The sequence below is a fragment of the Bacillus sp. ISL-41 genome (assembly GCF_018613235.1).
GTDB lineage: Bacteria > Bacillota > Bacilli > Bacillales > Cytobacillaceae > Mesobacillus.
The window spans coordinates 46,653-68,361 of record NZ_JAGGQP010000021.1 but is presented as its reverse complement, the minus strand read 5'-3'; the positions used below and the strand labels follow the sequence as shown (position 1 = coordinate 68,361).

23 protein-coding genes are annotated in these 21,709 nt (G+C 42.3%); all 23 read left to right on the top strand.

The window, feature by feature from the left end; translation table 11 throughout:
• Window positions 1-9: 9 nt before the first annotated feature.
• Window positions 10-912: a succinate--CoA ligase subunit alpha gene (sucD, locus tag J7I80_RS10365; RefSeq protein WP_214738197.1), complete on the top strand. Its 903-nt coding sequence runs from the start codon at window positions 10-12 to the stop codon at window positions 910-912.
• Between the two features lie 62 nt (window positions 913-974).
• The gene (gene dprA / locus J7I80_RS10360) at window positions 975-1,829 is read left to right on the top strand and encodes a DNA-processing protein DprA (protein ID WP_214738195.1); all 855 of its coding nucleotides are present in this window, start codon (window positions 975-977) and stop codon (window positions 1,827-1,829) included.
• Between the two features lie 370 nt (window positions 1,830-2,199).
• Window positions 2,200-4,275: a type I DNA topoisomerase gene (gene topA, locus J7I80_RS10355; RefSeq protein ID WP_214738193.1), complete on the top strand. Its 2,076-nt coding sequence runs from the start codon at window positions 2,200-2,202 to the stop codon at window positions 4,273-4,275.
• Between the two features lie 484 nt (window positions 4,276-4,759).
• Complete coding sequence (trmFO, locus tag J7I80_RS10350) at window positions 4,760-6,067, top strand: FADH(2)-oxidizing methylenetetrahydrofolate--tRNA-(uracil(54)-C(5))-methyltransferase TrmFO (RefSeq protein WP_214738191.1); 1,308 nt, start codon at window positions 4,760-4,762, stop codon at window positions 6,065-6,067.
• A gap of 60 nt (window positions 6,068-6,127) precedes the next feature.
• Window positions 6,128-7,030, top strand: a complete 903-nt coding sequence (gene xerC / locus J7I80_RS10345; protein WP_214738189.1) for a tyrosine recombinase XerC — start codon at window positions 6,128-6,130, stop codon at window positions 7,028-7,030.
• Between the two features lie 20 nt (window positions 7,031-7,050).
• A complete protein-coding gene (gene hslV / locus J7I80_RS10340) occupies window positions 7,051-7,593 on the top strand; it encodes an ATP-dependent protease subunit HslV (RefSeq protein ID WP_041964480.1) in 543 nt (180 codons plus the stop codon).
• 19 nt (window positions 7,594-7,612) lie between these two features.
• A complete protein-coding gene (gene hslU, locus J7I80_RS10335) occupies window positions 7,613-9,019 on the top strand; it encodes an ATP-dependent protease ATPase subunit HslU (RefSeq protein ID WP_214738187.1) in 1,407 nt (468 codons plus the stop codon).
• Window positions 9,020-9,147: 128 nt separating this feature from the next.
• Window positions 9,148-9,927, top strand: coding sequence for a GTP-sensing pleiotropic transcriptional regulator CodY (codY, locus tag J7I80_RS10330; RefSeq protein ID WP_167831756.1), 780 nt, complete (start codon window positions 9,148-9,150; stop codon window positions 9,925-9,927).
• A gap of 494 nt (window positions 9,928-10,421) precedes the next feature.
• Complete coding sequence (gene flgB, locus J7I80_RS10325) at window positions 10,422-10,817, top strand: flagellar basal body rod protein FlgB (RefSeq protein WP_214738185.1); 396 nt, start codon at window positions 10,422-10,424, stop codon at window positions 10,815-10,817.
• A gap of 2 nt (window positions 10,818-10,819) precedes the next feature.
• Window positions 10,820-11,269 (top strand): flagellar basal body rod protein FlgC, encoded by a 450-nt coding sequence (flgC, locus tag J7I80_RS10320; RefSeq protein ID WP_192470332.1) that lies wholly within the window; start codon window positions 10,820-10,822, stop codon window positions 11,267-11,269.
• A gap of 45 nt (window positions 11,270-11,314) precedes the next feature.
• The gene (fliE, locus tag J7I80_RS10315; RefSeq protein WP_251027702.1) at window positions 11,315-11,593 is read left to right on the top strand and encodes a flagellar hook-basal body complex protein FliE; all 279 of its coding nucleotides are present in this window, start codon (window positions 11,315-11,317) and stop codon (window positions 11,591-11,593) included.
• 75 nt (window positions 11,594-11,668) lie between these two features.
• Window positions 11,669-13,264 carry a flagellar basal-body MS-ring/collar protein FliF gene (gene fliF, locus J7I80_RS10310; RefSeq protein WP_214738181.1) on the top strand — a complete coding sequence of 532 codons (1,596 nt, stop codon included), beginning with the start codon at window positions 11,669-11,671 and terminating at the stop codon, window positions 13,262-13,264.
• A gap of 11 nt (window positions 13,265-13,275) precedes the next feature.
• The gene (gene fliG, locus J7I80_RS10305; RefSeq protein WP_192470394.1) at window positions 13,276-14,292 is read left to right on the top strand and encodes a flagellar motor switch protein FliG; all 1,017 of its coding nucleotides are present in this window, start codon (window positions 13,276-13,278) and stop codon (window positions 14,290-14,292) included.
• Window positions 14,276-15,046, top strand: coding sequence for a flagellar assembly protein FliH (fliH, locus tag J7I80_RS10300; RefSeq protein WP_214738179.1), 771 nt, complete (start codon window positions 14,276-14,278; stop codon window positions 15,044-15,046). Before fliG ends, fliH begins: the two co-directional genes overlap by 17 nt.
• Complete coding sequence (gene fliI / locus J7I80_RS10295; protein ID WP_214738177.1) at window positions 15,046-16,359, top strand: flagellar protein export ATPase FliI; 1,314 nt, start codon at window positions 15,046-15,048, stop codon at window positions 16,357-16,359. Before fliH ends, fliI begins: the two co-directional genes overlap by 1 nt.
• A gap of 7 nt (window positions 16,360-16,366) precedes the next feature.
• Window positions 16,367-16,813: a flagellar export protein FliJ gene (gene fliJ / locus J7I80_RS10290; RefSeq protein ID WP_214738175.1), complete on the top strand. Its 447-nt coding sequence runs from the start codon at window positions 16,367-16,369 to the stop codon at window positions 16,811-16,813.
• Window positions 16,814-16,817: 4 nt separating this feature from the next.
• The gene (locus J7I80_RS10285) at window positions 16,818-17,417 is read left to right on the top strand and encodes a MotE family protein (protein ID WP_214738173.1); all 600 of its coding nucleotides are present in this window, start codon (window positions 16,818-16,820) and stop codon (window positions 17,415-17,417) included.
• A 33-nt stretch (window positions 17,418-17,450) separates the two neighbouring features.
• On the top strand, window positions 17,451-18,689 hold the full coding sequence (locus tag J7I80_RS10280; protein ID WP_214738171.1) for a flagellar hook-length control protein FliK: 1,239 nt from the start codon (window positions 17,451-17,453) through the stop codon (window positions 18,687-18,689).
• Between the two features lie 10 nt (window positions 18,690-18,699).
• Window positions 18,700-19,329, top strand: a complete 630-nt coding sequence (gene flgD / locus J7I80_RS10275; RefSeq protein WP_214738169.1) for a flagellar hook assembly protein FlgD — start codon at window positions 18,700-18,702, stop codon at window positions 19,327-19,329.
• 17 nt (window positions 19,330-19,346) lie between these two features.
• Window positions 19,347-19,736, top strand: a complete 390-nt coding sequence (locus J7I80_RS10270) for a TIGR02530 family flagellar biosynthesis protein (protein ID WP_214738166.1) — start codon at window positions 19,347-19,349, stop codon at window positions 19,734-19,736.
• An 80-nt stretch (window positions 19,737-19,816) separates the two neighbouring features.
• A complete protein-coding gene (locus J7I80_RS10265) occupies window positions 19,817-20,995 on the top strand; it encodes a flagellar hook protein FlgE (protein WP_214738164.1) in 1,179 nt (392 codons plus the stop codon).
• 54 nt (window positions 20,996-21,049) lie between these two features.
• Window positions 21,050-21,271 (top strand): flagellar FlbD family protein, encoded by a 222-nt coding sequence (locus tag J7I80_RS10260; protein WP_214738162.1) that lies wholly within the window; start codon window positions 21,050-21,052, stop codon window positions 21,269-21,271.
• Window positions 21,261-21,689, top strand: coding sequence for a flagellar basal body-associated protein FliL (gene fliL, locus J7I80_RS10255; RefSeq protein ID WP_214738159.1), 429 nt, complete (start codon window positions 21,261-21,263; stop codon window positions 21,687-21,689). The genes J7I80_RS10260 and fliL overlap by 11 nt, the downstream gene beginning before the upstream one ends.
• Window positions 21,690-21,709 lie beyond the last annotated feature (20 nt).

The following is a 21,709-nucleotide window of genomic DNA, read 5'->3' as shown; positions in this document are numbered from 1 at the left end:
GAATTTGACGTGAGCGTATTCATTAATAAAGATACAAAGGTCATTGTTCAAGGGATTACGGGTTCGACTGCCCTTTTCCATACTAAACAAATGCTTGAATATGGTACAAAAATTGTTGGAGGAACATCTCCAGGCAAAGGCGGTACAGAAGTTGAAGGCGTGCCTGTATTCAATACTGTAAAAGAAGCTGTTGATGCAACAGGTGCAAATGCGTCTGTAATCTATGTGCCTGCTCCATTTGCTGCGGATGCGATTGTTGAAGCTGTTGATGCAGAGCTTGATTTGGCAATCTGTATCACTGAGCATATCCCGGTATTGGATATGGTAAAGGTGAAGCGTTACATGGAAGGCAGGAAGACTCGCCTTGTAGGACCTAACTGCCCGGGTGTCATCACTCCTGAAGAGTGCAAGATTGGTATCATGCCGGGATATATCCATACAAAAGGCCATGTCGGCGTTGTATCACGTTCCGGAACTTTGACTTATGAAGCAGTACATCAATTAACACAAGCTGGAATCGGCCAGTCTACAGCTGTAGGTATCGGCGGAGACCCAGTTAACGGAACAAACTTTATCGATGTCTTGAAGGCATTCAATGAAGATCCGGAAACATATGCGGTCATTATGATCGGTGAAATCGGCGGTACAGCTGAAGAAGAAGCAGCAGAATGGGTCAAGGCAAACATGACTAAGCCTGTTGTCGGCTTCATCGGCGGAAGAACTGCACCTCCTGGAAAGCGCATGGGCCACGCTGGTGCGATCATTTCAGGCGGAAAGGGTACAGCAGACGAAAAGATTCGCGTAATGAACGAGTGCGGCATCCAGGTTGCTGAAACGCCATCCGTAATGGGCGAAACCCTGATCAAGGTTTTGAAGGAACAAGACCTTTACGACCAGTGCAAAACACACTAAAATATACAACCAGACAGTCCCTCCTGACAGAGGGGCTGTTTATTAATCCCAGGGGGAAGCAAATGGATGAATTGAAAAAGAAACTAATCCGTCTTGTCCACAGCAAAAATGCGAGTTGGAAAAGTATTTATTCTGCACTCAAAACAAATTCTGAACTAGCTGATTATAAAACTGCAAAGTATTCCTCTATCAATCCTCAAACGCAACAAGTCAACAGAGACCATCAATTTATTTCCATCGACAAACTGCTAAATGACTACACCTCAAAGAATATTCACCTGATCACTATTTTTGACCCCGAATATCCAATTAAGCTTAAGACAATCTACCAGCCACCCTGGATTCTCTTTGCCAGGGGAGATTTATCTTTGTTAAAGAACCCAGTGAAGCTTGCTGTTGTTGGTTCAAGGAACGCCTCATCATATGGTATAGAAGCGATCGATTATTTATTTCCTTCATTAATTAAGAAGAACATACAGATTGTAAGTGGTCTGGCCAGGGGGATCGATGCCCATGCCCATAAAGCAGCCATTAAACTGGGCGGGAAAACAATAGGTGTAATAGCTGGCGGGTTTAACAATCTTTACCCTAAGGAAAATGTTAAATTGGCAGAGTACATGATGGAAAAACAACTCGTATTGTCAGAATATCCACCAGAAACCAAGCCGGCGAAATGGCAATTTCCGATGCGGAACAGAATTATCAGCGGTCTTTCAGGGGGTACACTTGTTATTGAAGCAAGAAAAAGGAGCGGCTCACTGATTACAGCGGATTTTGCATTGAATGAGGGCAGAGATGTTTTTGCTGTCCCCGGAAGCATTTTGACACCTGATTCCGACGGAGTCCATTATTTAATCCAGCAAGGAGCCAAACTAGTTAAGTGTTCCGAGGATATTTTAGAGGAACTTGGTATGTAATGTGGGATATTCGTATAAAATGCAAAAAAAGCAAATTTAAAATTTCTAAAGTGTGAGGTTTATGAAACAGAGAGCAGGACAAAGAATGATATAGTACTAGGCTGCAGCAATGATTGTAAAGGGTGGATATAATAAAAAAAGTTAGAAAAAAGTTTCGAAAATATACTATTTCAGCAAGTTATTTTTATATTTGAATGAAAATTTACATCAAAAAGGTTGAAATAATTTTCAATCTGTTATACATTTTGCATCAGGTATTTTAAAATTTCTAAAAGAGATGAAACCGTTTACTTTCAACGGGTGATTTGACAACATTATGATAAGTTGATAATAATTAATGTAATTTTATACCTCTAAGGAGGACAATTGGATGTCGGATTTTTTAGTCATCGTTGAATCGCCTGCAAAGGCAAAGACGATTGAGCGTTACCTTGGAAAAAAATATAAAGTGAAAGCCTCTATGGGGCATTTGATAGATTTGCCTAAGAGCCAGATGGGAATCGATACAGAAAATAATTATAATCCTAAGTACATTACGATCAGAGGCAAGGGGCCCGTACTGAAAGAATTGAAAACTGCCGCTAAAAAGGCAAAGAAAGTCTACCTCGCGGCTGACCCCGACAGAGAAGGGGAAGCGATTGCCTGGCATTTGGCCAACAGTCTCGACGTGGATGTCCATTCGGACTGCAGGGTTGTATTCAATGAAATTACAAAGGATGCCATCAAGGAATCTTTTAAACATCCACGGGCGATCAATATGGACCTCGTAGATGCCCAGCAGGCACGCCGTGCTCTGGACAGACTAGTAGGATACAATATCAGCCCGCTGCTTTGGAAGAAGGTCAAGAAGGGACTGAGTGCAGGGCGAGTGCAATCAGTTGCTTTAAGGATGATCATTGACCGTGAGAAGGAAATCGCTGCGTTTGTTCCAGAAGAATATTGGACAATCGGTGCTGAATTCCTGAAAGGCAAAAATTCATTTGAAGCTTCTTTTTACGGAATTGGTAAAGAAAAAGCTGAGTTGAAATCTGAAGAAGATGTCAAAAATATCCTTAAGCAAGTGAAGGGGAATAAATTCACTGTTGAGTCGGTGACGAAGAAAGAACGAAAGCGTAATCCTGCACCGCCTTTCATCACTTCTTCATTGCAGCAGGAGGCAGCCCGAAAGCTCAACTTCAGAGCCAAAAAGACAATGATGCTTGCCCAGCAGCTTTATGAAGGAATCGATCTCGGAAAAGAAGGAACAGTCGGTTTGATTACGTATATGAGAACTGACTCCACGCGAATTTCTGAAGTTGCACAAGGAGAAGCAAGGGAATATATCACAAGTGAGTATGGAGAAAATTTCATACAGACAGAGGCCAGGAAAGAGAAGAAGCAATCCAATGCACAAGATGCTCATGAAGCAATCCGGCCAACCAGCACAATGAAGGTTCCTGAGAAGATAAAGGAATTCCTCTCAAGGGATCAATACAGGCTTTATAAACTTATTTGGGAACGGTTCGTCGCAAGCCAGATGGCTCATGCGATCATGGATACGATGAGCGTGGATTTGAAGAATGGAGAGGTTACTTTCCGCGCGACAGGCTCAAAGGTCAAATTCCCGGGGTTCATGAAGGTTTATGTAGAAGGTTCGGATGACCAGGTGGAAGAAAAGGATAAGTTCCTTCCTGACCTGAGGGAAGGTGACGAGGTCACGAAGAAAGAGATCGAACCGAAACAGCACTTTACACAGCCTCCTCCAAGATATACAGAAGCAAGGCTTGTCAGGACGCTTGAGGAAATGGGGATTGGCCGGCCATCAACATATGCGCCAACATTGGATACAATCCAGAAGAGAGGCTATGTATCACTTGATAATAAGCGGTTCGTGCCGACTGAGCTTGGTGAAGTAATCCATGAGCTGATGCTGGAATTCTTCCCGGAAATCCTGGATCTCGAGTTCACCGCCAAAATGGAGCAGAACCTCGATAATATTGAAGATGGAAAAATCAATTGGGTCAACGTCATTGACGAATTTTACCGTGATTTTGAAAAGCATCTCCAAGTAGCAGAAAAGGAAATGCAGGAAATCGAAATTAAGGATGAACCCGCTGGAGAAGATTGTGATCAATGCGGTTCCGCTATGGTATTTAAAATGGGCCGGTACGGCAAATTCATGGCCTGCAGTAATTTCCCGGAATGCAGGAATACGAAGGCGATCGTTAAGGAAATCGGGGTTAAATGCCCCAAATGTGAAGAAGGCAATATCATTGAGCGCAAGAGCAAAAAACGCCGGATTTTTTACGGCTGCGACCGTTTTCCTGAGTGTGATTTCCTGTCATGGGATAAACCACTTGCAAGGAAATGCCCTAAATGCGAAAATATGCTAGTTGAAAAGAAGCTCAAAAAGGGTGTTCAGGTTCAGTGTACGGAATGCGACTATAAAGAGGAACCACAAAGCTAGAGTGAGCCAATGGCTCACTCTTTATCTTTGTAAAGGTGTTGCCAGGGCTGACCAAGGAGCTTGCGCTTTTCTCTGTCCAGCTCCAGCGCCTAGCCAGTTTTCATCATTGTAAGTGCTTCCTCGAGTATCTTGCGAAAAGCGTTAGCTTTGAGCAGCTCGAGTCGCTTCAGTCCGCCCAATGAAGTCAAAGAACGACTTCAGTGGTCGGCCTTCCAGCGCTTGTCGGGGCTGACCAAGGCACTTGCGCTTTTCTTTTTTGAAACTTTTTTCTTTTCTTTTCGTAAATGTAAGTGCAAAATGATACAAGTATCAGGGTAAAGTAAGTAAGGTTGAGTATATAATAGAAGCTTTATGTCAAGGCAAGTGTTATAATAATTATTTTGAAAAGGCTGATGCTTTTACTTTGCCTTTTGAGATATGTATCAGACAAGGCAATTGGACTTTCAACAAACAAAATTTCTTATAGCTACTGGAGGAAATAGAAATGACTGAAGCTACTGTAAATGTCGTTGGTGCCGGTTTGGCCGGAAGTGAAGCTGCATGGCAGCTTGCTGAAAGAGGCATCAAGGTGAACTTATACGAGATGAGACCGGTTAAACAGACCCCGGCACACCATACTGATAAATTTGCTGAGCTGGTTTGCAGCAACTCTTTGAGAGCCAACACTTTAACTAACGCAGTTGGTGTTTTAAAGGAAGAAATGAGGAACCTGAATTCTGTCATCATCTCGGCAGCGGACGCATGTGCTGTTCCGGCAGGCGGAGCTTTGGCAGTAGACCGGCACGAGTTCGCTGCGCATGTAACCAGCCGTGTGAAGGAACATCCCAATGTTATTGTATTTAATGAAGAAATCACTGAAATTCCACAAGGTCCAACCATCATTGCGACGGGGCCACTGACAAGCCAGGCGCTTTCCCAGCAACTAAAGGAGCTGACAGGGGAAGAATATTTATATTTTTATGATGCGGCAGCCCCAATTATCGAGAAAGACAGCATCGATATGGATAAGGTCTATCTGAAATCCCGATATGACAAAGGCGAAGCAGCTTATCTTAACTGTCCGATGACAGAGGAGGAATTTGACCGTTTTTATGAAGCGTTGATTTCTGCTGAAACAGTTCCTCTTAAGGAATTTGAAAAGGAAATCTTTTTTGAGGGTTGTATGCCAATAGAGGTCATGGGTCAAAGAGGAAGAAAGACAATGCTTTTCGGACCGATGAAGCCGGTTGGGCTCGAGGATCCTAGAACTGGAAAACGACCTTATGCAGTAGTACAGCTTCGCCAGGATGATGCAGCTGGAACACTTTATAATATTGTAGGCTTCCAGACTCATTTGAAATGGGGACCGCAAAAGGAAGTCATTCAATTGATTCCAGGACTGGAAAACGCTGAAATCGTCCGTTACGGTGTTATGCATCGCAATACCTTTATCAACTCACCTAAGGTTTTAAAAGCAACATATCAATTCAGGAATAGAGAAGATTTATTCTTTGCCGGACAAATGACTGGTGTTGAGGGTTATGTTGAATCAGCGGCTAGCGGACTGATTGCTGGAATTAATGCGGCCCGTCTTGTAAAAGGCGATGAGCCGGTGGAATTCCCTCATGAAACAGCAATGGGCAGCATGGCCAGGTATATCACAACTACTAACGCGAAAAACTTCCAGCCTATGAATGCAAACTTCGGGCTTTTCCCTGACCTTCCCGAAAAAATCAAGGCTAAGCAGGAACGCAATGAGAAGCATGCTTCCAGAGCATTGGAAACAATTCAGAAATTTGTGAAAAATTTGTAATTTATATTGCGAGGGCTATATAAATATGATACTATTTAGTAGCCCTTGTGAGGTGACAAGATGGAAGCAAATGTGAACAATTCTTTAAACTTATTTATTGAATATTTACAAATTGAAAAAAATTACTCACAATATACAATTGAACATTATCAACATGATATTAGGGGATTTTTTTTGTTCATGTCTGAACAAGGCCTGACCAGTCTGGATGAAGTTGAGTATGCTGATACAAGGATTTACCTGACAAAATTATTTGACCAGCAGCTTTCCAGGAAGTCAGTCGCCCGAAAGATTTCGTGTATGCGCAGCTTTTATAAGTTCTTGCTTCGTGAAAAAATGGTCGGGGATAACCCATTTTCCCTCGTATCCATCCCGAAACTGGAAAAGCGGCTGCCAGACTTTTTTTATGAAGAGGAGCTTTCCCAGCTATTTAAAGCTTGTGAAACCGAGACCGCGATCGGAAAAAGGAACAAAGCCCTATTGGAATTGCTTTACGCTACAGGAATCCGTGTAGGTGAGTGCTGTAAAATTAATCTGAAGGATATAGATTTATCTCTATCTACAGTTTTAATTCATGGAAAAAGGAAAAAGGATAGATATGTGCCTTTCGGAAGTTTTGCGCAGGATGCGATTGAAGACTACATAAAAAATGGAAGAGCAGAGCTTCTGAAAACGAAAGAAGATCATGGCCATTTATTTGTGAATTTCCGTGGAGGCCCTCTTACGGACAGAGGAATCAGGGAAATCTTGAATAAACTGATTGAAAAGTCTGCCCTGACAGGGAAAATCCATCCCCATAAACTGCGCCATTCTTTCGCTACACATATGATGAGCAATGGAGCAGACATGAGGACAGTACAGGAGCTGATGGGCCATGCATTCCTGTCTTCAACTCAAGTATATACCCATGTAACGAAAGAGCACTTGCGCAATATTTATATGTCACATCATCCGAGGGCCTAAGCCAAAAGGAGGACGAAGGAATGTCAGAGTTCCATGCCACAACGATATTTGCTGTTCAACATAAGGGCCAATGCGCAATGTCAGGCGATGGCCAGGTGACCTTTGGGAATGCTGTAGTGATGAAACACACAGCTAAGAAGGTTCGAAAGTTGTTTAATGGTAAAGTAATTGCAGGATTTGCCGGTTCAGTTGCAGATGCATTCACCCTCTTTGAAATGTTTGAAGGCAAGCTCGAAGAATACAACGGAAATCTCCAAAGAGCTGCAGTCGAACTAGCTAAGCAATGGAGAAGTGATAAAGTCCTCAGGAAGCTTGAGGCAATGTTGATTGTATTGAATGAGACTGATATGCTTCTTATTTCCGGAACAGGTGAAGTCATTGAGCCTGATGATGGCATTCTTGCAATTGGTTCTGGAGGAAATTATGCTTTGTCTGCAGGCCGTGCATTAAAGCAATATGCTGGGGAACATTTAACAGCGAAAGAAATCGCGAAGTCTTCATTGGAAATTGCTGCTGACATTTGTGTTTACACAAACCACAATATTATCGTGGAAGAACTGTAACGGAAAAGGAGTGTTGAGTGTGAAACAAACGACAAGTTTAACTCCAAGGCAGATCGTGGAAAAGCTGGATCAGTATATTATCGGCCAAAAGGATGCAAAAAAAGCTGTTGCAGTTGCTCTCAGAAACAGATACCGCCGCGGCTTGCTCGCTGAAAATATCCGTGATGAAATCATCCCGAAAAATATCCTGATGATTGGTCCAACTGGTGTAGGTAAAACTGAGATTGCCAGAAGAATGGCTAAGCTGGTAGGTGCTCCTTTCGTCAAGGTCGAAGCGACAAAGTTCACTGAAGTCGGCTATGTTGGCCGTGATGTGGAATCAATGGTGAGAGACCTTGTTGAAACATCTATCAGGCTTGTCAAAGAGGAAAAAATGGAGCGAGTAAAGGAACCAGCAGAGGAAAACGCAAATCGTCGTCTTGTTGAACTGCTGGTCCCTTCAGCGAAAAAATCCGTCAATTACAAAAATCCACTGGAAATGTTGTTCGGCGGCAGCCAGCAGCAGCCTGAACAAGAGTCTAATCAATCAGAAGACTTAGGGTTGTTTGAAAAACGTAAAGTCATCAAGCAAAAGCTCGATCAAGGTGAGCTTGAGGATGAGTTGGTAACGGTCGAAGTCGAGGAACAAGCACCTTCCATGTTTGATATGCTCCAGGGCTCTGGAATGGAACAGATGGGAATGAACATGCAGGATGCTTTAAGTGGCTTAGTGCCGAAGAAGCGCAAGAAACGAAAGCTTCCTGTTCGTGAAGCGAGGAAGGTATTAATTAATGAAGAGGCTCAAAAGCTTATTGATATGGATGAGGTAACTCAGGAAGCTACATATCGTGCTGAGCAGGCAGGTATTATATTCATTGATGAGATTGATAAGATTGCCAGCAAGAATTCAGGTGGATCCAGTGCTGATGTTTCGCGCGAGGGTGTTCAGAGGGACATACTGCCTGTTGTGGAAGGGTCGACTGTTAACACGAAATACGGTCCTGTAAAAACAGACCATATCTTATTCGTCGCTGCTGGTGCTTTCCATATGGCAAAGCCTTCAGATTTGATTCCTGAATTGCAAGGGCGATTCCCAATCAGGGTAGAGCTTACCAAGCTGACAGTTGAAGACTTTTACAGGATTCTTGTTGAGCCTGATAACGCGCTTACAAAGCAATACGAAGCTTTATTGGAAACTGAAGGTATACAAATTGAATTTTCTGACGATGCTATTCGTAAGATAGCAGAAGTCGCTTATGATGTGAACCAGAATACGGATAATATTGGAGCCAGAAGGCTGCAGACGATTCTTGAGAAGCTGCTGGAAGACCTCAGCTTTGAAGCTCCAGACATCAATCTGGAGAAGGTAGCGATCACTCCGCAATATGTAGAAGAAAAACTAGGCGCTATCGCAAGAAACAAAGATTTAAGCCAGTTCATATTATAATGGTTTATCGTTTTAATGCATACTCAATAGGGTAGACAAATAAAGGCTGCCTATTGTGCTGAAGTATTGAAACTAGCCAAAATTAAAATAAATGTAATTTTGTTTGAAGCAAATAGGAGGAAGAATCAATGGACTTACTATCAAAAACTAGAAAAATTAATGCCCTGCTCCAAAAAGCTGCCGGCAAACCGGTAAACTTTAAAGAAATGTCAGAGACGCTAAGCGAAGTCATCGAAGCGAACATCTTTGTTGTCAGCCGCAGAGGGAAGCTATTAGGCGTCGGAATCAATCAGCAAATTGAAAACGAGCGCATGGTAAAAATGCTTGAAGACCGCCAATTCCCTGAGGAGTACACAAAGAATCTTTTCAATATCCAGGAGACATCACCTAACCTGGATGTGGACAGTGAGTACACAGCATTTCCTGTTGAAAACAAAGAACTTTTCAAAAACGGATTAACAACAATCGTGCCGATCATCGGCGGCGGTGAGCGCCTTGGAACACTAATCCTTGCTCGTCTTGAAGAACAATTCCACGATGATGACCTTATTCTTGCTGAATATGGCGCAACCGTTGTAGGGATGGAAATCCTTCGTGAAAAGGCTGAAGAGATTGAAGATGAAGCTCGCAGCAAAGCTGTAGTACAAATGGCAATCAGTTCTTTATCCTATAGTGAACTTGAAGCGATTGAGCACATCTTCGAGGAACTTAACGGAAAAGAAGGCTTGCTTGTAGCTTCAAAAATCGCTGATAGAGTCGGCATCACTCGTTCTGTAATCGTCAACGCATTGCGCAAGCTGGAAAGCGCAGGCGTTATCGAGTCCCGTTCCCTTGGTATGAAAGGAACTTATATCAAGGTATTAAATGACAAGTTCCTGTTTGAACTTGAAAAGCTTAAAAGCAACTAAATAAAGAATAAAAAAATCCGCTGAAGTTCAGCGGATTTTTTTATTCATTAATGTATACATAATATACGACCAAAAACGAAAGGAGTTAACAGCATAATGTTACAAATTTATTTCGATTCTTTTACACTCCGCCTTTTATCACAGGAAAACAAATGATTTTAATAAAGAAAATAATGGAAAAAAGATAAAGTAATATAGGTATTTTAACCTTAAAGTAATTTAGAAACCAAGCAAATTTTCGTTCGTTATTCCTATCTTTTTTTTAATACTTTACAAAAAAACTGGGGTTAATTAATAAAAATATAAAAATCAGTAAACTTATAGGTCTTTTAGACCATTTTGAAAAATGAGCATAATGCATGATAAAAATTAACCGAAAGTGCATAGACAGATTATTTCAGATTCTTTACAATTAGGAATATAATGACGAAATTCAGCAAAGAATTACAAAATACAGCAAAATAATCCAGTGTGGCAATTGCGAGGTGCAAAAATTGAAGTTGTTTTCCAATACAGTATCAACCCTCGAGCATGCGTTGAACTATTCTTCTGCAAAGCAGAAAGTCATTTCGCAGAATATCGCGAATGTTGATACACCGAACTATAAAGCGAGGGATGTCTCCTTTAAGGCTGTGTTCCAGGATGTGATGGGACAATCCTTTCAAGCAAATAGATCTGACGCCCGGCATTATGAATTCAGCAGCAGGGCGAACACTTTGCCTGGAGTCGTTAATAATCCGTATGTGAATTATAACGAAAATGGGAACAGCGTTGATTTGGATAAAGAAATGGCCGACCTGGCTACGAACCAAATTTACTATAATGCGCTGACTGAGAGGATTAATGGGAAATTCAACTCTCTCCAAACAGTCATTAGGGGAGGTAAGTAAGAATGAGCATGTTTCATAGCATGAACACAACAGCTTCTGCGTTGACTGCCCAGCGCCTCAGGATGGATGTCATTTCTTCGAACATGGCGAACGTCGATTCGACAAGAGGAGTAAATGGAGAGCCATACCGCAGGAAAATGGTTGTCCTTGAACCTAAGGAGGGAAACTTTTCTTCATTCCTAAATAGGGCAATGGGGAAAACAGAAGGAGCGGGGGCAGGAAATGGGGTTAAAGTATCAAGAATTGTCGAGGACAGAGAAAATCCGCTTAAGATGGTATATGATCCTGAACACCCTGATGCTGATCAAGAAGGGTATGTTGCTTATCCGAATGTAGATCCTTTAAGGGAAATGGTGGATTTAATAAGCGCGACTCGTTCTTATGAAGCCAATGTCACAGTTTTTAACGCTTCCAAGGGTATGATGATGAAAGCCCTTGAGATCGGTAAATAAGGAGATAACTAAATGAACTCAGCTGGGATTAATTCTGTCAGCCAAATGGTCCAACCATTTCAAACAAAAGTGTCTACTCCCACACCTACACCATACGAAGCGCAAAAAAGTTTTTCGTCCGTACTTAAGCAATCTATTGAAAATTTAAATAACACACAGCTTCAGTCAGATGCAATGACAAATAAATTGGCGCGTGGGGAAAATGTTGACCTGCATCAGGTAATGATTGCAAGCCAAAAGGCGAGCATTACATTGCAGGCTACAATGGAAGTCAGGAATAAAGTGGTTGAAGCATATCAGGAAATGATGAGAATGCAAGTTTAATAATTAGCTAAAAACTAAGATTAGATCGGTTATTAGCTGTATAAAAAGAAGAGACTTAATAACCGGGGGATTGAAATGAAAGAAACCGTTCAAAAGTATATACATACAATGAAGGATTTCTGGCAAGGGCGCACCAGAAAGCAAAAAATAGGTCTTGGTGCGTCTATTTTCTTTGTTCTTATAGTTGCCGTCCTTACAGCATATTTCACTACCAGGACATCTCTTGAGCCACTTTACAGCAATCTTTCACCAGCTGAGACAGGGAGTATCAAAGAGAGCCTTGATGCCAGAGGCATACCATCCGAGATTACCGATGGCGGGAAAACGATCCTGGTGCCGGCAGAGTCAGTTGACAGCTTAAAAGTAGAGCTTGCGGCTGAAGGAATTCCTAAGTCAGGCAGCATCGATTATACCTTTTTTAGCCAAAATGCTGGAATGGGCATGACAGACAATGAGTTCTTTGTTCTGAAACTCGAAGCAATGCAGACGGAATTGGCGAATTTGATGAAAGGGATCGATGGAGTAAACGATGCTAAGGTAATGATTAACCTTCCAGAAAAAGGAATTTTTGTTAGCGATAATGAGCAGCCTGCATCGGCTTCCATCGTGCTAAATACAAGCCCAGGCTATCAATTCAAGGAAGACCAAATAAGCGCACTATATCATTTAGTGGCTAAAAGTGTACCGAACCTTCCTACTGATAATATCGTCATCATGAATCAGTTTTTTGAGTATTTTGATTTAAAAAATGAAAATAATTCCAGTGGCGCATCTTTTGCTTCCCAGCATCAGATTAAACAGCAGATTGAAAGAGATGTCCAAAGACAAGTGCAAAATATGCTGGGCACTCTTATGGGTCACGACAAAGTAGTCGTTTCAGTAACTGCCGATATAGACTTTACCCAGGAAAACAGGGAAGAAAACATCGTAGAGCCTGTTGATCAAGAAAATATGGAAGGAATCGCAATCAGCGCCCAGCGGATTACTGAAACTTTCACAGGCAACGCCGACCAGGCCGGTGGAATTCCAGAAGGGGGAAATCCCGGTGAAACGACGGGGTCTCAATACCTCGAGGGTGCAAATGGGAATGGCGATTATGAAAGAGTCGAAGAAACAATAAATAATGAAGTCAGCCGAATCCGCAAGGAAATTATCGAAAGCCCATACAAGGTGAGAGACCTTGGCATCCAGGTCATGGTAGAACCCCCGACACCGGATGACGAAAGTTCACTGCCGCAGGAAAGAGTAGAAGATATTACAAGAATCCTGGGTACGATTGTCAGGACAACGATTGATAAAGATGCTCTTGGAACGGAGCTGACCGATGAGTTAATAGAAGACAAGGTCGTTGTATCCGTGCAGCCGTTCAATGGAAAGATTACATTCGAGAATAACGTTGTAGAAAAACTGCCTTGGTGGATCTATCTTGTAGGAGGTTTGTTGCTCGCCGCAATCATAATCCTGCTGCTTCTATTCATGAGATCCAGGAAGAATGCAGTTGAAGAAGAAGAATATGTAATGGAAGAAAAGTATGAGCAAATCCGTGTTCCTGATGTGAACAAGGAATTTGAGACAGAGGGGACAATGAAGAAAAAGCAGCTGGAAAAAATGGCGAAAGAAAAGCCAGAGGATTTCGCGAAATTATTGCGAACATGGATTTCTGAGGATTAGGAGGAGGACCAATGGTGAGGAAAGACCAAAAAGAATTAACAGGAAAACAGAAGGCTGCAATCCTCCTGATCTCGCTTGGGCCAGATGTTTCGGCTTCGGTTTATAAGCATTTAAGTGAAGAAGAAATCGAGAAGCTTACACTTGAAATCTCTGGTGTTAAGAAGGTTGACTCGATGGCAAAGGAAGAAATTCTGGAAGAGTTCCACAGTATCGCGCTGGCACAGGATTATATCACGCAAGGTGGAATCGGCTATGCGAAAACGGTATTGGAAAAAGCACTGGGAACCGATCAGGCCGCAGTGATCATTAATAGATTGACCTCATCACTGCAAGTTAGGCCATTTGATTTTGCGCGAAAAGCGGATGCCGGGCAAATTCTTAATTTCATTCAAAATGAGCATCCGCAAACAATTGCTCTTATACTTTCTTATTTAGATTCAGCACAAGCAGGCCAGATTTTGTCTGAACTGCCACAGGATGTCCAGGCTGATATCGCGCGGCGCATAGCCGTGATGGACAGCACATCACCAGAAATCATCAATGAGGTGGAGCAGATTCTTGAAAGGAAGCTATCTGCAACTGTTACTCAGGATTATACGCAAACTGGCGGTATTGAAGCTGTTGTTGATGTATTGAACGGGGTGGACCGTGCAACCGAGCGCACGATTCTTGATGCCCTGGAAATCCAGGATCCAGAGCTTGCAGAGGAAATCAAGAAGCGGATGTTCGTGTTTGAAGATATTGTCACACTGGATAACCGTGCAATCCAGCGCGTTATCAGAGATTGTGAAAATGAAGACCTCATGCTTGCTCTTAAAGTTTCAAGTGATGAAGTGAAAGAAATTGTCTTTAAAAATATGTCTAAACGAATGGTTGAAACCTTCCAGGATGAAATGGAATTCATGGGTCCTGTAAGACTTCGGGATGTCGAAGAAGCACAGTCCAGGATTGTAGCTATTATCCGACGTCTGGAAGAAGCCGGTGAAATCGTCATTGCCCGCGGCGGGGGAGATGATATTATTGTCTAGGCTCATCAAATCTCAATACACCAGTATCTTGCCTGCAGAAAAGAAGGTCATTTCCATCCGGATGTTGGAAGCATCAAATCAGCATGATGATCCGCAGGTCTTCACTCATACAGAAGATGAAAGGAGAAGGATCCTGGATAATGCGGCAGCAGAAGCAGATAACATTGTGTCCAGGGCCATTGAGGAAGCTGAGCAGATCCGTCAGCAAATCTACACGGAAAAGCAGGAATGGGAGCAGCAAAGTTCCCTTTTAGCCGAAGAATCCAGACAGCTTGGTTTTGAGCAGGGCTATCAAGAAGGCAAAAACCAGGGTTATGCAGACTATCGTCAAACAATCCTGTTTGCCCAGGAAACAGTTGAAGCGGCGAAACGGGATTACCAGAATCATATAGAATCATCAGAAAAGGTCATACTTGATCTCGGCGTGAAAATTGCAGGGAAGATACTTGGTGAAAAACTGGCAGCGGCTGAAGGTTTTCTTGCCCTTGTGAAAAGAGCATTAAAAAACTCCAGAGATTATAAGGATATTCAGCTGCATGTACATCCAAAACATTACCAGGACCTGCTTGCTCAAAAAGAAGAACTGATTGCCATCTTTCCAAAGGACATTGATTTTTATATCTACCCGGATGATGAGCTTGAGGAGACTTCGTGCATCATAGAATCAGAAAATGGCAGGATTGACGCAAGTGTAGACAGTCAATTGGAGGAAATTAAACTTAAGCTGTTTGAAATGCTGGAGAGTGAACATTAATGAAGGCCGAGGATTTATTGGAACATGTCGATTTTGTGGATAGTTTTAAACGTTATGGACGTGTAAAAAGAGTTGTTGGCTTGATGATTGAATCCCAGGGTCCTGAAAGTTCAATAGGTGATGTGTGCTTTATTCATGTTGGGACTAAGAAAAAGCGGAAAATCCAGGCCGAGGTTGTCGGCTTTCAAGATGAAAATGTCATTTTGATGCCCTATACATCCATTCATGATATATCACCCGGAAGTCTCGTTGAAACCACAATGAAACCGCTGGAAATCAAAGCTGGACCTGGTTTGATCGGGAAAGTAGTTGATTCTCTGGGGGTTCCGCTCGACCAATCCAGCCTGCCAAAAGGATTGGCATCCGTTCCAACTGAACAAGATCCGCCCAACCCTTTAAGCAGGCCGCCAATCTCAGAACCAATCGAAGTTGGAGTCCGGATGATTGACAGTCTGCTCACAGTCGGCAGCGGCCAGCGTGTTGGGATCTTTGCCGGAAGCGGTGTCGGCAAGAGTACTTTGCTGGGAATGATCGCGAGAAATACTACCGCAGACCTGAATGTCATTGGACTTATTGGTGAGCGTGGCCGGGAAGTCAGGGAATTCATAGAACGTGATTTGGGACCGGAAGGGTTAAAACGTTCTATTGTGGTTGTCGCAACTTCTGACCAGCCTGCATTGATGCGGATTAAAGGTGCCTATACGGCAACAGCCATCGCAGAGTATTTTCGAGATAAAGGATTGAATGTCATGCTGATGATGGACTCTGTTACACGGGTAGCGATGGCCCAGCGGGAAGTAGGACTGGCAGTTGGCGAACCTCCTACCACTAAAGGCTATACTCCTTCAGTGTTCGCCATCCTCTCGAGGCTCCTCGAAAGGACAGGCACAAATGAATTTGGATCCATAACAGGCTTTTACACTGTGCTTGTAGATGGTGATGACATGAATGAGCCGATCGCCGACACAGTACGGGGAATTCTTGATGGCCACTTTGTGTTGGACAGGGACTTAGCCAATAAAGGCCAATACCCGGCAGTTAACGTGTTAAAAAGCATTAGCCGAATCATGAACAATATTGTCTCCGATGACCATGTCAAAGCAGCAGAAAGATTGAGGGAATTGCTAAGCACCTATATCAATGCTGAGGACTTGATTAATATCGGCGCATATAAAAAAGGCACATCTGCAGAAATAGACGAAGCAATTATAAGATACCCACAAATCCTTAATTTCTTAAAACAAGGAACTAATGAAAAAGTTTCAATAAATGAGAGTGTCCAGGCTCTATTGCAGCTAGTTAGGAAAGGTTGATGGTTCAATGAGATATCAATTCAAGTTTGATAAGATCCTTTCACTCAAGACGAGAGAAGTGGACGAAGCTCAAGTCGTTTACCAGGATTCAGTCAAAAAATTCGAAGAGGCTGCTGACCGGCTCTATCATCTGCTGAAGAAAAAAGAGGACATTGAGTGTTTTCAATCAGACCGGCTGCTGGATGGTTTACCTGTCCAGGAAATACGACACCATCAACAATTTATCGGAAATCTGGAAAAATCGATTGCTCACTATCAAAAAGTCGTAATGAACGCTAGAAATATCATGAACTATCAACAAGTGAAGCTAATGGAAAAAAATCAAGAAGTAAAAAAGTACGAAAAAATCAAAGAGAAAGACCATCTTCAATTTCTTGCAGCTGAAAAATATGCAGAGAGCAGGATGATGGACGAAGTCTCGATTCAGCAATATATGAACCGGGAAATTAGGTGATCGAATGGCACAGAAAGTGGAGGAAAAGGATAGTCAGGAAGAAAATAAGTTTCATTGGTTTTTGATGGTGGTTGCCATCCCTAGCATGTTTGCAATTGTTATTGCTCTGGTTGCTCTTTCAATTCTAGGGATCAATATTTTTGAAACTGCGAAGGACATTGGCGGAAAAGTACCATTCATTTCTCAGTATGTGAGTGAAGAGAACCAGCCATCCACCGAGGAATTTGAAAAAAATATCATCAGCCTTGAAGCAGAGATTAAAGACCGGGAAGCAAAAATGGAACAACTTCAGTCTAAAATCGACAGCAAAGATACACAGCTGAAACGGATGGACCTGGAAAAAGCACAGCTGCAGGCACAAATAGAGGAATTGACTGCGATCCAGGAAGAAAACAAACGAGCCTTCCGGGAAATCGTCAAAACATATGAAACGATGTCAGCAAAGAGTGCGGCACCGATTATCTCCAATATGGACACGGGTGAAGCAGTTAAGATTCTGACAAATATCAAGCCGGAATCACTTGCAGCCATTATGGAAAAACTTCCAGCTGAAGAAGCAGCTAAATATACAGAATTACTGACGAACGAAACGAACGGTAATTAGTTGGTGTAACAAGACTTGAGAGGAGGTGAAAACATGGAAATAGGAAGTCTTGGGTTTTTTAACACCATTGCCGCGGGAAAGCAGCAAGTACCCGATATGACAGGAAAAGATGGAAGTTTTGCCGGGTTAATGTCAACAGTTTTATCAGGGAAAACTAATCCAGCCGCCGCAACTGAAGCAGCTAAGGATGAAGAAAAGCTAGAGACGCTCAGCTCGCTGGCAGAACTCATTAACGTATCGGCCCTATTAAAGCTGGAAGATGGAATAAAGCTTCTGGATATGCTGAATTCAGATTCTGGAAACCTTTTAAGTAAGGCGCTTTCCCATTTTGGCGTCAATGATGAAGAATTGAAGCTGTTTATCCAAAAATGGTTCGGGCCTAATGTGGGTGAATTGGCAGGTGCTTCTGAAGAGGAACTAATGGCGTCCTTAGCGGTGATAATAGCGGAGATTTCTAATCAGTCAGCGGATGAATTAAAGGTGAAGTTAAACCAGAGTGATGTACAAGTCTTAAAGTCACTCAAACTATATGAACTAATGAGCAAATATGCTGATGGTGAAGGGTTTAAGTACTCTGACTCTGTAAAGGAATCGCTGAAAGACTTTGGTGAAACATTAAAGAATCTGTTAGGAAACAATAAAAACAATTCCCATACGGAGTATTTACATCAACGATTTACCCAGTTAGCTGGCGACCTAAACCTCTCCTCGAAAAAAACTTTTACAGAGGTTAATAGTTCAATAGAACCGAATTCAGGCATAAAAACGGACGGAGCATCAGGAACACTTGGATTTCTTCCGAATATGACCAGGGCTGAACAGCTGATGTTAACGATGAACAGCCCGGAAAGGCCAGTTTCAGCTGAACAATTAATGAAGCAGTTTGAATCGATCCTTTCAAAATCGCATTTTATGAACAGTGGTGGAACACAGAAATTATTCATCAAGTTGTTCCCTGAGCACCTGGGCAGCATCCGGATCGAGCTTTTCCAGAGGGATCAAACGATGATGGCAAGAATCATAACCACCTCTGGTACGGCAAAGGAAACACTAGAATCACAGATTAATGGACTAAAACAGGCATTTGTTGCGCAGAACCTTTCGGTTGACAGGATTGAAGTGACTCAGCAGCAGGCTCAGCAAGAACGATTCCTGAACAAGGATTCCGAGCAGCAGCAAAGACAGTCAGACAGAGGGCAGCAAGAAAAGAAAGACGAAAAAGGGGATTTTAATCTCTCCTTCGAAGAAGCACTGCTAAATACTGAAGCTTAGGAGATAGACAATGGTGAATACGATCAATTCTACTTATCTGCTGTCCAATCTTCAAAAGGACAGGAAAGCTGGTTCAGATATTCTCGGGAAAGATGATTTTTTGAAAATCCTGATGACCCAGCTGCAGAATCAGGATCCTTTGAATCCGATGCAGGATAAAGATTTCATAGCACAAATGGCGACATTCTCGACACTTGAGCAAATCACGAATATGGGAAAATCAATCGACCGTTTTGTTCAGGCTGAACAGCAAAACAAAATGATATCCTATAGCCAGTTTGTGGGCAAGGATATTACCTGGCACAAGATAGAAAGTGCAAATGGAGAGGAAACCGTTAAACAAGGTAATGGAAAGGTTGCCTCAGTCCAGTTCAAGGAAGATACCGTTTCTTTTGTACTTGAGGACGGCACGACCCTGGAACCAGCGAATATCTCGCAGATCAATGAGTTATCCAGCGAAAATCATATGCTGCAGGCGAGCATGTTGATTGGAAAGAACATTACCTATCTTGATGAAAATAACCAAGAGAAATCTGCTAATGTCATGTCTGTTTCATTTAAAAATGGGAAGACATCTTACTTGCTGGATGATGAGAAAAACACAAGCATCATTTCTTCACAGATTACAAAAATTCAATAACAAAAGGAAGTGATGTAATGGATAAAACGCAATTCCGTCCAATTCATTCACTGCCTGTTAACAGGAATCACCAAAAACCTGTGAAAGCCAACAAGTTAACGCAAACACCTTTTTCCTTGCAATTGCAAAGTGCAATCCAATCAAAGAATGGACTGACCATAAGCAAGCATGCAACTGAACGATTGGAGCAGCGAGGAATTAACATATCCCAGGAGCGTTGGAACAGGATTGAGGAAAAAGTTAGTCAGGCTAAAGCCAAAGGCGTGAGTGATTCACTTGTTCTGCTGAAAGACGCGGCGCTGATAGTCAGTGCGAAAAACAACACGGTCATTACAGCCATGGGCAGGCAGGAAGCAGCGGAACAAATATTCACCAATATAAATGGAACGATCGTCATGGAAAATTAAAATAAATAGGCTGGACCTTTACGGAGGCCTGGGCTGTGGACCGATTGAAGCAGCCCCCAAATCGAAAGGAGTTTTAAATAATGCTTCGTTCAATGTACTCAGGAATCAGTGGAATGAAAAACTTCCAAACAAAACTTGACGTAATCGGCAACAATATTGCCAATGTAAATACCTACGGTTTCAAAAAGGGCCGTGTTACTTTTAAGGACACAATGAATCAAACCATTTCCGGTGCTAGTGCTGCACAAAACGGAAAGGGTGGAAAGAATCCTATGCAGGTAGGACTGGGATCCACTATTGCAACAATTGATACTATTGATACACAATCAAGTTTGCAAACTACAGGTCGTTCTCTTGACCTGGCAATTTCAGGTGATGGTTATTTTGTTGTTAAGCAGGGAGATGCCCAGTTTTATACACGGGCAGGGAATTTTTACCTTGATGAGGAAGGGACCTTGGTTAATGGAGATGGATACAAGGTTCAATCCTACAATAATGGGGTTCTTGAGGATATAAAAGTAGATGTGAATTCTATTTTGCCAGCTCAAAAGACAAATCAGTTAACAATTGATGGTAACTTCCCATCTGGTGTTGCGGGTAACACTGAGCAGCTTCAACAAATCAAAGTAGTAGATAGTACTGGTAATGAACATACGGTTGAGTTAAAGGTCGAATCAACTTCTACATCCGGAACATGGAAGATTACCATCCAAGATAAGACTAAAAGCAATTTGGATTCCTTAGTCCTTACTATGACGAATGGTGTGCTTTCACCTACTTCAGGAACATTTGAGGTAAACAAAGGTAATTCAGAAGAAAGTGTTTCATTAAATATTGTCTCAGGAAACGTTACTTCAACTGCTGGGAACCTGAATGCCCTATTCTCACCTAATGGAACCACCCAGGGTGCAATAGAAAGCTTCAGCATTGGTCAAACAGGTGAAATCAGCGGTGTCTTCTCAAACGGGCGAGTAGAAACTCTTGGTGTTCTTGCTCTAGCTAAATTCAGTAACGCAGCTGGTCTTAGCAAGGTAGGAAACAATATGTTTCAGGACTCAGTTAACTCAGGTACAGCAAATATTGGTACTCCAGGGGACGGTTATGGAAGTATAGCGTCCGGAGCACTCGAAATGTCTAACGTAGATCTATCAGAAGAATTCACAGAAATGATCACGGCACAACGTGGTTTCCAGGCAAATACTAGAATTATTACAACCTCTGATGAGATTCTTCAAGAATTGATTAACCTAAAACGATAGACTAGGAGAGGAGCAGGGCTGAAAGGGAGATCCTTTTAGCCCCTGTGAATTATAGTGATTAAAGTAACGAAATTAAACGGTAAATCATTTAGGATTAATTCATTATTTATCGAAGCAGTGGAAGCTTTTCCGGACACAACGATTACCTTGACCAATGGACGAAAGTATGTCGTAAGGGAAAGTGAAGAAGAAGTGAGCAAATTAATCCAGGAATTTTATCAGAGTGTCGGCCTTCTTGGAGGGCGAATGTTGGAGGAACTGAATCATGAAGAATAATAAGCTGGTAATGATTATGTCGGTCATGCTGGTAGCCATATTGCTTGTAGGGACAATCGCAGTTGTAGCGGTTATGAAACTTACAGCTGAAGATGGTGAAAAAGAGCCAAGCATCGATGAGGTGCTGGAGGCTTCCGTAGACATTCCCGAGGTAACGACGAACCTTGCATCAAATGATTTTATAAAAATTTCTTTTAAAATTGAAACAGACGGCAAAAAAGCAAAAGAAGAGTTGGAAAAGAGAGATTTTCAGGTGAAAAACCTGATTATTTATGAACTATCCGAGAAAAAGGCAGAAGAACTGCAAGGCAAGGAAGGCAAGATGAACCTTGAAGAAGTCCTGAAAACGAAGATAAATGACCTGATGCTTGAAGGGAAGGTCGAAAAGGTCTACATAACAGGTTCTCTCCTCCAATAACAGATTGAATTATATTACAG

Bases quoted from the DNA above. Each gene is read 5' to 3' on its own strand.
- flgD (WP_214738169.1), top strand. From the start codon at position 18,700: ATGGTGAATACGATCAATTCTACTTATCTGCTGTCCAATCTTCAAAAG.
- fliH (WP_214738179.1), top strand. From the start codon at position 14,276: ATGATATTATTGTCTAGGCTCATCAAATCTCAATACACCAGTATCTTG.
- dprA (WP_214738195.1), top strand. From the start codon at position 975: ATGGATGAATTGAAAAAGAAACTAATCCGTCTTGTCCACAGCAAAAAT.
- xerC (WP_214738189.1), top strand. From the start codon at position 6,128: ATGGAAGCAAATGTGAACAATTCTTTAAACTTATTTATTGAATATTTA.
- trmFO (WP_214738191.1), top strand. From the start codon at position 4,760: ATGACTGAAGCTACTGTAAATGTCGTTGGTGCCGGTTTGGCCGGAAGT.
- codY (WP_167831756.1), top strand. From the start codon at position 9,148: ATGGACTTACTATCAAAAACTAGAAAAATTAATGCCCTGCTCCAAAAA.
- topA (WP_214738193.1), top strand. From the start codon at position 2,200: ATGTCGGATTTTTTAGTCATCGTTGAATCGCCTGCAAAGGCAAAGACG.
- flgC (WP_192470332.1), top strand. From the start codon at position 10,820: ATGAGCATGTTTCATAGCATGAACACAACAGCTTCTGCGTTGACTGCC.
- J7I80_RS10280 (WP_214738171.1), top strand. From the start codon at position 17,451: ATGGAAATAGGAAGTCTTGGGTTTTTTAACACCATTGCCGCGGGAAAG.
- fliG (WP_192470394.1), top strand. From the start codon at position 13,276: ATGGTGAGGAAAGACCAAAAAGAATTAACAGGAAAACAGAAGGCTGCA.
- J7I80_RS10285 (WP_214738173.1), top strand. From the start codon at position 16,818: ATGGCACAGAAAGTGGAGGAAAAGGATAGTCAGGAAGAAAATAAGTTT.
- fliF (WP_214738181.1), top strand. From the start codon at position 11,669: ATGAAAGAAACCGTTCAAAAGTATATACATACAATGAAGGATTTCTGG.
- fliE (WP_251027702.1), top strand. From the start codon at position 11,315: ATGGTCCAACCATTTCAAACAAAAGTGTCTACTCCCACACCTACACCA.
- fliL (WP_214738159.1), top strand. From the start codon at position 21,261: ATGAAGAATAATAAGCTGGTAATGATTATGTCGGTCATGCTGGTAGCC.
- fliI (WP_214738177.1), top strand. From the start codon at position 15,046: ATGAAGGCCGAGGATTTATTGGAACATGTCGATTTTGTGGATAGTTTT.
- J7I80_RS10265 (WP_214738164.1), top strand. From the start codon at position 19,817: ATGCTTCGTTCAATGTACTCAGGAATCAGTGGAATGAAAAACTTCCAA.
- hslV (WP_041964480.1), top strand. From the start codon at position 7,051: ATGTCAGAGTTCCATGCCACAACGATATTTGCTGTTCAACATAAGGGC.
- fliJ (WP_214738175.1), top strand. From the start codon at position 16,367: ATGAGATATCAATTCAAGTTTGATAAGATCCTTTCACTCAAGACGAGA.
- J7I80_RS10270 (WP_214738166.1), top strand. From the start codon at position 19,347: ATGGATAAAACGCAATTCCGTCCAATTCATTCACTGCCTGTTAACAGG.